We start from the raw sequence: 11722 nt of genomic DNA on the forward strand, positions 1-11722 counted from the left end.
GCAGGGGGCTTCAGGACTCGGCGCGCCCGTTGATCGCGTCGGCGCGTACGAGCAGGGCGGCGGCCTCCTCCAGGGAGAGGCCGCCGCCTTCGGCGTACGCGGCCTCGAACTCCGCCTCGTCGCCGAGCGCGGCACGGGCCAGCTCGGTGCCGCGCGCCAGGTTCTCCCGCTCGATGGGCGGGGACAGGTGCCCGGGCGGGCGCAGCCCCTGGGACGCGCCGAGCAGCACGGCCGCCGTACGGGCCCCGGGCCCGCCGATCCCGGCCAGCGCCCAGGCGGCGGTCGTCAGATGGACCGACGGCATCTGCGGCGCGACCATCAGCGACAGGGCGCCGAGCGAGCGCTCGTACGCCCGCCGGGCGAGCCCGAAGGCCACGTCGTACCGCTCGTCGAGGTTCTCCACCCAGCCGAGGCCGCCGAGGGTGAAGCCCTCGAAGATGGAGAGGGTCTGCGAGCGGAACTCGTCGAGCAGCTGCTCCAGATGGGCCCGGGCCTCCTCCAAGCGGCCGGTCCGGCCGAGCAGCATCGCCAGGAAGATCCGGGCGGCGAGCATCGGTTCGTGGCCGCGCCCGTGTTCGCCCTCGACGACCTCGCGCAGGATCTTCTCGGCCTCGTCCATCCGGCCGGTCTCGATGAGCATGTCGGCGTAGCGGGCGCGCAGCAGCGCCATCTGGGACTGGGCGCCGACCCGCCGCGCGTAGTCGATGGCGGCCGCGAAGTCCTCGGCGGCGCCGTGGAACTCCAGCTGCCGCTCACGTGCCTCGGCGCGCGAGGACAGCGCCTCGGCGGCGCCCCAGGCGTCGTCGAGGCGGACGAAGATCCGCAGGCTCTCCTCGGCGTCGGCGGCGGCCTGTCCGGCCAGGTCGGCCCGGTTGGCGAGCAGGTTGGCGCGCAACTGGAGGGCGTTGCCGAGCTCCCAGTCGTACCCGTAGCGGCGGCAGGCGGCGACGTGGGCGTCCAGGGCCTCGCCCATGCTTCCGGGTTCGGCGATGAGCAGGACGGCGAAGACGGTGAAGGAGCCGGGGAGCCGGCAGGTCTGGGGCAGCCCCGGCGGATAGAGCGCGTTGATCCGCCGCAGCCGCACGATCCCCTCGGGTGTGGTCCACCGCCCCGTCTCGTGGTCCATGTTGAGCAGTTCGATCAGGCGCACTCCGCGCCGCGCCTCCCACAGCTGCTCCTCGCCGAGCGGCGGGGGCGCGGCGGTGATCGGCTCGTGCAGCGGTACGACGGGGGCGGCGGCCGGTCCGAACGGGTCGGGCCCGAGGCCGGCGACGGACTCGGCCCAGTGCAGGGCGTCGGCGCGCAGGTCGCGCATGGTCCAGTACCAGAGCAGGGAGTGGACGAGGACGAGCGCCTCGTGCTCGTCGCGCGCGGCGACGGCCCGCCGCAGCGCGGAACGGAGGTTCCCGTACTCGACACCGAACCGTTCGAGGGCAGAAGCCTGCCGCGGCCCCCGGAGTTCGGGGTCGGTCAGCCGGGCGAGCTCCCGGTAGTACTCGAGGTGAAGCCGCTCGGTGACCTCCCGGTCCCCACCCTCGTCAAGCCGCTCCCCCGCATACTCGGCCACCGTCTCCAGCAACCGGTACCGCATCCCCCCAACCCCCTCGACAGCCACCACCAACGACTTGTCGACCAGCGCCCCCAACACACCCAACACATCCGGCACACCCACAGCGCCCACAGCACCCACCGCGCCCACGGCACCGAGCGAACCCGCCGAACCCGCAGGACCCACCGGCCCGCCGCCCCCGCACACCGCCTCGGCAGCCTCCAGATCACACCCACCCGTGAACACCGAAAGCCGCCGCAACACCACCCGCTCGGCCCCGTCCAACAGATCCCACGACCAGTCCACCACCGCCCGCAAAGTCTGCTGCCGCGGCAACACCGTCCGCGCCCCCGACGTCAACAACCGGAACCGGTCGTCCAACCGCTCCGCGATCTGCCCCGCCGACAACACCCGCAACCGAGCCGCCGCCAACTCCACCGCCAACGGCAGACCGTCCAACCGCCGAACGATCTCCTCAGCAGCCCCCCGCTCCTCCTCCACCCGGAACGCCGGCCGCACCGCGGCCCCGCGCTCACCGAACAACCGCACCGCCACACCCACCGGCAACGGCGCCAACGGCCGCACCACCTCCCCCGGCACCCCCAACGGCTCCCGACTCGTCGCCAGCACCGTCACCCCCGCACACCGCGCCAGCAACACCTCCACCAGCCCCGCCACCGCACCCACCACGTGCTCGCAGTTGTCCAGCACCACGAGCATGCGCAGTCCGGCGCAGTGCTCGACCAGGCGTCGGGTGGGGTCGTTGGGGTCCTCGCCGAGGCGCAGTTCCTCGGCTCCGGCGCCGCGCAGGACGGTCTCGCGGGCCCCGACAGCGCCGAGGACGGCCTCGGCGACGGCCTCGGGGTCGGTGACGGGCGCGAGCTCGACGAGCCAGACGCCGTCGGGCCAGCCACCGCCGACCCGTTCGGCGACCTCCTGCGAGAGCCGGGTCTTGCCGACGCCCCCGGGCCCGAGCAGGGTCACCAGACGAGACGACCGCAACTCCTCCCCCAACTCCCCCAGTTCGGCATCACGCCCGAGGAAACTGGTGAGCCGGGCCTTGAGGTTGCCGACGGACGCCCGTACCGCGGGAAGGGCAGCGGCGCCGGGCTCCGACTCCAACAACTCGCGGTGCAGGAGCCGCAGTTCAGCCGAGGGATCGACCCCCAGCCGCTCAACGATCTCCCCCCGTACGACGTCGTAGGCCGCCAGGGCCTCGGCCGAGCGCCCGGCGTCCCGCAGGGCCCGGATCCGCAGGGCCTGGAGGGGCTCGTCCAGCGGATGGGCCTCGCACAGGGCGGTCAGCTCGGGCAGGACCGAGGCCGCCTCGCCGAGCGCGAGCGAGGCCGCGAGCCGGCCCCGGCGGGCATCGAGCCGGCGGGCCTCCCAGCGGGCCGCCTCGGCCGCACGGTCCGGAAGGTCGGCGAGGACCGCCCCCTTCCACAGCCCCAGGGCCTCATCGAGGAGGGCGGCGGCGGCAGCGGCACGCCCGAGCCCCAACTCCCGTACGCCCTCGGCGGCGAGCCGCTCGAACCGGAACAGGTCGACGTCGTCCCGCGAGGCGTCCAGCCGATAACCCCCCTCGGTGGAGACGACCCGCTCGTGCCCCAGGGCCCGCCGCAGCCGCCCCACCAGCGCCTGGAGCGCGGCGACCGCGTCGGCCGGCGGCTCGGCACCCCAGACCTCGGAGACGAGCACGCCGACGGGGACGGCCCGCCCCGCCCGCAGCGCGAGCACGGTCAGCAGCGCCCGCACCCGGGGCCCGCCGACGGCGACGGCGGCCCCGTCGGGGCCTTCTGACGTGTGAACCCGAGCCGGGCCGAGGACGAAGTAGCGCACGGGCCCCATTGTCCGTGAGCCGACACGATCCGGGGCCCGCCGCAGGAACCGCCGGCGCGCCCGGGTACGTTCCCCGGACAGAGAACCCCACCTCCGGGAGCCAAGCATGAGCGCGACCACCCACCGCCACCACGAGCGGAGGATCAGCCCGGTCTTCCTGGCGATCGCCGCCGTGATGGGAGTCACCGGCTGGGCCGTGTGGACGGACTTCGCGGCCTCGACCAGCCTGGCGATCTTCCTCTTCGTGACCTCGGCGTGGATCGTCTCGCTCTGTCTCCACGAGTACGCGCACGCCCGCACCGCGCTGCACAGCGGGGACATCACGGTCGGCGCGAAGGGCTATCTGACCCTGAACCCGCTCGCGTACACGCACGCGGTGCTGAGCGTCGTCCTGCCGGTGCTGTTCGTGATCATGGGCGGGATCGGTCTGCCGGGCGGCGCGGTCTTCATCGAGCAGGACCGGGTCAGGGGCCGCTGGAAGCACAGCCTGATCTCGGCGGCGGGCCCGCTGGCGAACGTGCTGTTCGCGGTCGTGTGCACGGCGCCGTTCTGGCTGGGCGCGCTCGACGGCGTACCGGTCGCGTTCCGGTACGCGCTCGCGTTCCTGGCGTTCCTCCAGGTGACGGCGGCGCTCCTGAACTCCCTGCCGGTGCCCGGGCTCGACGGCTACGGGGTGATCGAGCCCTGGCTGTCGTACGGCTTCAAGCGCCAGATCGCGCCGTACGCGCCGTACGGCTTCTTCGTCGTGATCGCGCTGCTGTTCGTCCCGGCGATCAACGGCGCGTTCTTCGACGGGGTGGACGCGCTGATGCAGGCACTCGGGGTGCCGGAGCTGGCGCGCGACTGCGGGTCGACCCTGTACCGCTTCTGGGAGTCGACGCCCGAGATCTGCGCGGTCTAACCCTCGGCGGAGGTGGAGGCGGTCGCCTTGGCGCGCCGGATGTAGTACCAGGCCATGTTCGAGGAGAGACCGGCCAGCAGCACCCAGATGATGCCGAGGAAGCTGCCCTGGACGAAGGAGACGACGGCCGCGGTGACGGCGAGCGCGCAGACGACCAGGGCGTAGAGGGCGAGGCGGGGCATGGAGGTCGACTCCTGTCGGATACGGCGATGGTGCCCGTCCAGTGTCCCCCATGCCCGGACCGCGCCTCGCCCGGGCCGGGTCCCGGGCGAGGCGGAGACGCGGACGCGCCTCAGACGTCGGTGACCCGCAGCCCGGCGTGCGCCTTGTACCGCCGGTTGACGGAGATCAGGTTGGCGACCAGCGACTCGACCTGGTGCGCGTTGCGCAGCCGCCCGGCGAAGACGCCGCGCATGCCGGGGATGCGCCCGGCGAGCGCCTGGACGATCTCGACGTCGGCGCGGACCTCGCCGAGGACCATGACGTCGGTGTCGATCTCGTCGATGGAGGCGTCCTGGAGGAGGACGGCCGACAGGTGGTGGAAGGCGGCGGTGACCCGGGCGTCGGGCAGGAGGGCGGCGGCCTGCTCGGCGGCGGAGCCCTCCTCCGGCTTGAGGGCGTAGGCGCCCTTCTTGTCGAAGCCGAGCGGGTTGACGCAGTCGACGACCAGCTTGCCGGCGAGCTCGCCGCGCAGGGCCTCCAGGGTCTTGGCGTGCCCGTCCCACGGCACGGCGACGATCACGATGTCGCTGCGGCGGGCGCACTCGGCGTTGTCGGCGCCCTCGACGCCGAGGCCGAGCTCGTCGGCCGCGGCCTGGGCGCGGTCGGCGGCACGGGAGCCGATGATCACCTTCTGGCCGGCCTTGGCGAGCCGGTAGGCGAGGCCGCGCCCCTGGTCGCCGGTGCCGCCGAGGACGCCGACGACGAGCCCGGAGACGTCGGGAAGGTCCCAGGGGTCCTTGGGCGCGGGGGCAGCGGCGGCGGAGGCGGGGCTGCTGGAGGAGGGCGAGGAAGTCATGGCCCCGACATTACCGACCGGTCGGGTCGGTGGGCCCCGTACGGGTGAGAGTTCCGCGAACGCCCGCGCGCGCCTCCTGCGGGGGCCCATGATGCGGGGCCATGGACGCCGTACGTGTCGCGCTGCTGCGTGAAGTGCTCGCCGGTACGGAGTGGCCGGCGGCGGCCCGCCGCTTCGCGGGCTCGCTGCGCTCCTCGGTCGTGTCGCACGGCGGCGGGCTGCTGCTGGTGGGGACGGAGGAGTACGAGCCGTGGCACCTGGCGGCCCATCTGGTGGACGAGTCGGCCTGGTCGGGCTGTCCGGAGCTGGCGCCGACGCTGGTGCGGCACCGGGTGCGGCCCGGCGACCCGGCGCACCTGGCGGTCGGTCTGGGCAGGATCGAGACGGCGGGGCGGGGGGCGACGCTGCTGATGGTGGCGCCGTCGCGGCCGGCCGAGGGGCTGCTGGAACGGGTCCATGACGCGCGCCGGGCGGGGGCGACGGTGCTGTCCCTGGACGGCGGCGACCCGGAGCTGCTGGGTCTGGCGCACGAGTCGCTGGCGGTGGCGGCGGACGCGGAGGTGGACCTGGACACGGTCCAGCACCTGGTGAGCGCGGCGACCGGCGAGAACTGCCTGCCGCCGGCCCCGCGCGGACGCCTGCGCTTCCGGGACCGCCTGTCCCGCCTGGCCGACCAGCTGACGGCCCCGCCCCCGGCCCGGTGGTGAGCGCCCCCACCGACGCGCCCCCGAAAATTCGATTGCCCCGGGCACGCACCCCACCGGACCATGACCCGTCGTGAACCGTCTGCTCCGCCTCCTCCCCGATCTCGCCCCCTGGCGCTCCTCCCGTGACTTCCGCCTCCTGTGGGTGCAGGGCCTGGTGGCGTACTTCGCGGGTTTCATGGCGCTGATCGCGCTGCCGCTCCAGATCAAGGACCTCACGGACTCACCGCTCGCGGTGGGCGCGATGGGGGCGGTGGAGCTCGTCCCGCTGATCGTCTTCGGGCTGTACGGCGGGGCGCTCGCCGACGCGGTGGACCGGCGCAAGGTGATCGTGGCGACCGAGGCGGGGCTCGCGCTGCTGGCGCTGGTCCTGTTCCTGAACGCGCTGCGGCCGCAGCCGCTGCTGTGGCCGCTGTACGTCGTCGCGGCCGGGGTGTCCGCCCTGGCCGGGCTGCAGCGCCCGGCGCTGGACTCGCTGATGGCCCGGATCGTGCCGCACGAGCAGCAGACGGCCGCCGCCGCGCTGAACTCGCTGCGCTGGCAGCTGGGGTCGATCGCGGGCCCGGCGCTGGCGGGTCTCGTCGTCGCGTACGCGGGGCACGCCCCGGCGTACGCGGTCGGGGCGGCCGGGTTCGTGGCCTCGGTGCTGCTGTGCCGCCGCCTGTCGCCCGCGCCCCCGGCGCGGGACGCCGAGAAGCCGTCGCTGCGCGGGATCGTGGAGGGCGCGCGGTACGCGTGGTCGCGGCCGGTGCTGCTGGGGACGTACGCGATCGATCTGGCCGCGATGTTCTTCGCCTTCCCCAACACGATCTTCCCGTTCCTCGCGGACGACCTGGACGCGGAGTGGTCGCTGGGCCTGATGTACGCGGCCGGTTCGATCGGCTCCCTGGCCCTCGGGCTGACCAGCGGCTGGACGTCGAAGGTGCGGCGGCACGGGGTGCTCGTCGTGGCGGGGGCGACGGGGTGGGGCCTGGCGATCGCGGCGGCGGGCTGGTTCGGGAACGTGTGGCTGGTGCTGCTGTGCCTGGCGTTCGCGGGCGCGGGCGACATGCTGAGCGGCCTCGGCCGGTCGACGATCTGGAACCAGACGATCCCGGAGGAGCTGCGCGGGCGCCTGGCGGGCATCGAGGTGCTGTCGTACAGCGTGGGCCCGCAACTCGGCCAGGTCCGGGCGGGTGCGATGGCCGGCTGGACGGGGACGCGGGCGGCGGTCTGGTCGGGCGGGGTGGCCTGCGTGGCGTCGGTCGGCCTGCTGTGCCTGGCCCTGCCGAAGCTGCTCGCGTACGACGCGACGACGGACGAGGACGCACGGGCCCGCAAGGCCGCGGCCGTCGCGTAGGGCACGGGAGCCCTGCGCGACGGCCGCGCGGGGCCTGCGCGGGGCCGGAGCGGGCCCCCACGCGGGCCGGGGGCGGCGGGCGCGCCCTCAGGAGTCCCGGCGGCGCGCCGCCCACCCGCGCAGGGGCAGCGCCGCGAGGACGAGGACCCCCGCCGTCTCGACGGCGAGCGTGGGGACGACCAGGTTCGCTTCGACGACCTCCTTGAAGCCGAAGAGGCCGGTGGTGAGGCTCAGGACGAGCGCTCCCAGGGTGCCCGCCGTGAAGAGCGCGGTGACCGCGGCGACGGGCTCCAGGAAGCGCGCGGGCGTCACGAGCAGGGCCGCCGCGAGGACGCAGCCGACGATGCCGTTCAGCAGGAAGAGCACGCCGATGGTGGCGAGGTACCGGTAGCCGTCGCCCCAGAGGTACAGGTGGATCGCGGCCATCGTGGCGGTCAGGGCGACGCCGGTCAGGCGCAGCAGGACCGTCACGGCGGTGTTCCTAGTAGCCGGTGCCCGGGCTGTTGCCGTTGCCATTGCCGTTCCCGTTGCTCGGAGTGGTGTCGGTGGCCGCCCCGCCGACGGTGATCTGGGTCTTCATGCCCAGGTCCTTGTGGCCGTCGACCGGGCAGTAGACCTGGTAGGTGCCGGACTTCAGGGTCACCGTGAGGGTGGCCGATTCGCCCGGGGCGAGGGTCTGGGTGCGGTTCTCCGTGCCGGCGCCCTCGATCTCCAGGGCGTGGTCGTGCTGCCCGTCGTTCTTGGCGACGAAGGTGTACGGCCCGGGGTGGAAGGTCTGCGGGGAGAGCGTGATGTGGAAGTCGGTCAGGTCGGCCTTCACCTGGGTGGCCGCCGCGCTCCCCGTGGACGGGGCCGGGGCCGGGGTGGTGCCGCTGCCGCTTCCTCCGCCGCCGCCTCCGCAGGCGGCCAGGAAGCCGGCCAGGGCGGCGCCCGACAGACCGAGGGCGACGCGGCCGCGGGTGCGGTGCTTGCGTGGGGTGCTGCTTGTTCCGGTCATGGTTCGGTCCTCCACAGGGGATACGGCCGGGCCGGACGAAGGGATTGCCGTACGGACGGACAATGGATCCAGGCAATCCCTTCGGGGCCGCGGAACGTATCCACGGGTATGCGGCACATGGGCTCTTCCCTCGGGCAGGTACCCGACGAGGCGCTGCTCTCCGGTCTGACCACGGGCGACCAGGAGATCGCGGTGGCTTTCGTGCGCCGTTTCCAGCGGACCGTGTTCGGGGTGGCCGTCGCCGTCGTCGGCGATCCCCAGCTGGCCGAGGACATCGCCCAGCAGACCTTCGAGCGGGCCTGGCGGCACGCCCAGGTGTACGACCCGCGGCGCGGCTCGGTGCGGACCTGGCTGACGACGATCGCGCACAACCTGGCGATCGACGCGGTACGGGCCCGGCGGGCCAGTCCCGTGGCCCCGGAGGACCTGGACGCGCTGCTCGGCGCGATGACGGACACGCCCGAGCGGTACGCGGTGGCGGAGGAGGGCTCGGAGCGGGTGCGGCGGGCGGTGGCGACGCTGCCGCGCGAGCAGGCGCGGGCGCTGGTGATGGCCGGGATCTACGGGATGACCGCGCGGGAGGTCGCCGCGCTGGAGTCCGTGCCGCTGGGCACTGCCAAGACCCGGATCAGGGCGGGCACGATGAAGCTGCGGGCGGCCCTGGAGCGGGAGGGGGAGCGATGAGCGGCGTGGCGTGCGAGCGGCTGCGGGAGCTGGGTGCCGAGCTGGCGCTCGGGGTCCTGCCGGCCCGGGAGCGGGCCGAGGCGGTGGCCCATCTGGACCGCTGCCCGGAGTGCCGGGAGTACGTGGAGCAGCTGACGGCGGCCGGTGACGGGCTGCTCGGACTGCTGCCGGAGGCCGAGCCGCCGGTCGGCTTCGAGAGCCGGGTGGTGGCGGCGCTGGCTCCGGCCCCGGTGCCCCGGCGGCGGCGCGGGAGGCGCCGGCTGCGGCTGGCGGCGGCGGCGCTGGCCGCCGCCCTGGCCTGCGGGTTCGGCGGCTGGGCGGTCGGCACGGTGGTGGAGGGCGCGCCGGCGGTCTCGACGGATCCGGGGCGTGCGGCGCGTCCGGGGCTGTTCGAGGCGGCCCTGGTCGCCCCGGGCGGGCACGAGGTGGGCCGGGTCTTCGCGCACCAGGGGAACCCGGGCTGGGTGTACATGTCGGTGGACCTGGAGGGAGCGGGCAGCGGGCCGGTGCGGTGCGTGCTCGACGGCTCCGACGGCGGCTCGGCGGTGCTGGGGTCGTTCGCGCTCAAGGACGGGTACGGCTACTGGGCCGCCCCGGCCCAGGTGGGGAGCGCGGCGCCGGCCGGGGTCCGGCTGCTGGACCCGGCCGGGACCGTACTGGCCACAGCGGGCTTCGCCGGGAACGGGTCGTGAGGGCCCCGGCCGTCGCGAGGGCCCCCTACCGGTCCTGCCCGGAGGGGCCGTCGTTCCCCTCGCCGCCGCCCTGCTTGTCGTGCCAGCGGGGGTCGGTCTCCCACTCCAGGTTCCGTTCCCGCGCCGTCTCCATGGCGTGGGCGGCCTCCTCCGGGGAGGCGTACGGGCCGAAGCGGTTCTTGGCCGGGCACTCGGGGCCCTCCTCGACCTTCTTGTGCTCCAGGCAGTAGTACCACTCGCCCGGCTTGCCCACCGTGCGCTTCTTGAACAGGGCCATCGTCGGCTCCTTCCTCTCTCGCCATGCTGCCCCAGACGCGGTCGTTAGACTCGCTGACATGTCTGGCCAGTCGCTTCTCGTACCGGGGGAGCTCTCCCCCCACCGTTCCGTTCCGGGGTCCATCCGCCGCCCCGAGTACGTCGGAAAGCCCGCCCCCACCCCGTACTCCGGGCCCGAGGTGCAGGACTCCGACACGATCGAGCGGATGCGGATCGCCGGCCGCATCGCCGCGCGGGCGATGGAGGAGGCCGCCAAGCACATCGCGCCGGGGGTGACCACGGACGAGCTGGACCGGGTCGCGCACGCGTACATGTGCGACCACGGGGCCTATCCGTCGACGCTGGGCTACCGCGGCTTCCCGAAGTCGCTGTGCTCGTCGGTCAACGAGGTCATCTGCCACGGCATCCCCGACTCGACCGTCCTCCAGGACGGCGACATCGTGAACCTGGACGTGACCGCGTACATCAACGGCGTCCACGGCGACAACAACGCCACCTACCTGTGCGGCGACGTCGACGAGGAGTCCCGGCTGCTCGTCGAGCGGACCCGCGAGTCCCTGAACCGGGCCATCAAGGCGGTCAAGCCGGGCCGCCAGGTCAACATCATCGGCCGGGTCATCGAGTCGTACGCCAAGCGCTTCGGCTACGGCGTCGTCCGCGACTTCACGGGGCACGGCATCAACTCGTCGTTCCATTCCGGGCTGATCATTCCGCACTACGACTCGCCGCACCACACGACGGTCATCGAGCCCGGCATGACGTTCACGATCGAGCCGATGCTGACCCTGGGCACCCACGAGTACGACATGTGGGACGACGGCTGGACCGTGGTGACCAAGGACCGGAAGCGGACGGCGCAGTTCGAGCACACGCTCGTGGTGACGGAGACCGGGGCCGAGATCCTTACGTTGCCCTGACCCGATGGAGGGGTAGCTTTTTACCGACAGGACGTCGGGAACCAATTGACTTAGGCAAGCCTAAGTCGGCAGGATCATCCTGGTCATGACGGTTCCCGACCCCCGACGGTCCCGGAGGCACGCCTTGGACACGCCCTTCTCGACGCTCATCCGCACCGCCTCGCACGAGCAGCACACGGAAGCCGAGTCGTCGACGTTCATGAGCGATCTCCTCGGCGGCCACCTGGCCGTGGACGCGTACGCGCGCTACACGGAGCAGCTGTGGTTCGTCTACCGGGCCCTGGAGGACGGCGCCGAGGCCCTGCAGGCCGACCCCGTCGCCGGGCCCTTCATACAGCCGGAGCTGTTCCGGACCGCCGCCCTGGAGCAGGACCTCGCCCACCTGCGGGGCCCCGGCTGGCGCGCCGGGCTCACGGCGCTGCCCGCCACCGAGGCGTACGCGGCGCGGGTCGCCGAGTGCGCCCGCGGCTGGCCCGCCGGCTATGTGGCGCACCACTACACCCGCTACCTGGGCGACCTGTCGGGCGGCCAGATCATCCGCGACAAGGCCGAGCGAACCTGGGGCTTCGCACGCAAGGGCGACGGCGTCCGGTTCTACGTGTTCGACGCCATCGGCAACCCGGCCGCCTTCAAGCGGGCGTACCGGGAGCTGCTCGACGGGGTCGACGTGGACGACCTGGAGAAGCAGCGGATCATCGACGAGTGCAAGCGCGCCTTCGACTTCAACGGCGCGGTGTTCCGCGAACTGGCGAGCGAGTTCCCGCTGACCGCGGCCTGATCGCGAGGGGTACGGGGCCGGGCGGGCG

Annotated in this window: 13 protein-coding genes; 7 read left to right on the forward strand and 6 right to left on the reverse strand. The window is 73.7% G+C overall.

Annotated elements, in window-relative coordinates; genetic code table 11:
* Positions 1-10: 10 nt before the first annotated feature.
* Entirely contained in the window at positions 11-3397 is a 3387-nt protein-coding gene (locus ACZ3ZE_RS02335; protein WP_467257050.1) for an AfsR/SARP family transcriptional regulator, read from the reverse strand.
* 97 nt (positions 3398-3494) lie between these two features.
* Here ACZ3ZE_RS02335 and ACZ3ZE_RS02340 point away from each other — a divergent pair, with 97 nt between their 5' ends.
* On the forward strand, positions 3495-4289 hold the full coding sequence (locus ACZ3ZE_RS02340; protein ID WP_361163775.1) for a site-2 protease family protein: 795 nt from the start codon (positions 3495-3497) through the stop codon (positions 4287-4289).
* Here the strand turns inward: ACZ3ZE_RS02340 and ACZ3ZE_RS02345 are convergent.
* Entirely contained in the window at positions 4286-4471 is a 186-nt protein-coding gene (locus ACZ3ZE_RS02345; protein ID WP_361628360.1) for a hypothetical protein, read from the reverse strand. The genes ACZ3ZE_RS02340 and ACZ3ZE_RS02345 overlap by 4 nt on opposite strands.
* A 110-nt stretch (positions 4472-4581) precedes the next feature.
* A complete protein-coding gene (gene npdG, locus ACZ3ZE_RS02350; protein WP_361163771.1) occupies positions 4582-5307 on the reverse strand; it encodes an NADPH-dependent F420 reductase in 726 nt (241 codons plus the stop codon).
* Positions 5308-5408: 101 nt separating this feature from the next.
* Here npdG and ACZ3ZE_RS02355 point away from each other — a divergent pair, with 101 nt between their 5' ends.
* Entirely contained in the window at positions 5409-6014 is a 606-nt protein-coding gene (locus ACZ3ZE_RS02355; protein WP_442306218.1) for a hypothetical protein, read from the forward strand.
* Between the two features lie 70 nt (positions 6015-6084).
* On the forward strand, positions 6085-7350 hold the full coding sequence (locus tag ACZ3ZE_RS02360) for an MFS transporter (protein WP_467257052.1): 1266 nt from the start codon (positions 6085-6087) through the stop codon (positions 7348-7350).
* An 87-nt stretch (positions 7351-7437) separates the two neighbouring features.
* Here the strand turns inward: ACZ3ZE_RS02360 and ACZ3ZE_RS02365 are convergent, their stop codons facing one another.
* Both ACZ3ZE_RS02365 and ACZ3ZE_RS02370 read right to left on the reverse strand, forming a co-directional pair.
* A complete protein-coding gene (locus ACZ3ZE_RS02365) occupies positions 7438-7821 on the reverse strand; it encodes a hypothetical protein (RefSeq protein WP_361163765.1) in 384 nt (127 codons plus the stop codon).
* 10 nt (positions 7822-7831) lie between these two features.
* Complete coding sequence (locus ACZ3ZE_RS02370; RefSeq protein ID WP_467257054.1) at positions 7832-8347, reverse strand: plastocyanin/azurin family copper-binding protein; 516 nt, start codon at positions 8345-8347, stop codon at positions 7832-7834.
* Between the two features lie 108 nt (positions 8348-8455).
* On the opposite strand from ACZ3ZE_RS02370, the gene ACZ3ZE_RS02375 reads away from it, so the two are divergent.
* On the forward strand, positions 8456-9031 hold the full coding sequence (locus ACZ3ZE_RS02375) for an RNA polymerase sigma factor (protein WP_361628363.1): 576 nt from the start codon (positions 8456-8458) through the stop codon (positions 9029-9031).
* Complete coding sequence (locus ACZ3ZE_RS02380; RefSeq protein WP_363292139.1) at positions 9028-9723, forward strand: hypothetical protein; 696 nt, start codon at positions 9028-9030, stop codon at positions 9721-9723. Before ACZ3ZE_RS02375 ends, ACZ3ZE_RS02380 begins: the two co-directional genes overlap by 4 nt.
* 25 nt (positions 9724-9748) lie before the next feature.
* On the opposite strand, the gene ACZ3ZE_RS02385 is transcribed toward ACZ3ZE_RS02380, so the two are convergent.
* Positions 9749-10000 (reverse strand): hypothetical protein, encoded by a 252-nt coding sequence (locus tag ACZ3ZE_RS02385; RefSeq protein WP_361163757.1) that lies wholly within the window; start codon positions 9998-10000, stop codon positions 9749-9751.
* A gap of 58 nt (positions 10001-10058) precedes the next feature.
* On the opposite strand from ACZ3ZE_RS02385, the gene map reads away from it, so the two are divergent.
* A complete protein-coding gene (gene map / locus ACZ3ZE_RS02390) occupies positions 10059-10916 on the forward strand; it encodes a type I methionyl aminopeptidase (RefSeq protein ID WP_361163755.1) in 858 nt (285 codons plus the stop codon).
* Positions 10917-11001: 85 nt separating this feature from the next.
* Positions 11002-11694: a biliverdin-producing heme oxygenase gene (locus ACZ3ZE_RS02395; RefSeq protein ID WP_467257056.1), complete on the forward strand. Its 693-nt coding sequence runs from the start codon at positions 11002-11004 to the stop codon at positions 11692-11694.
* The last annotated feature ends 28 nt before the right edge of the window (positions 11695-11722 follow it).

The organism is Streptomyces sp. NPDC023157 (assembly GCF_055560575.1).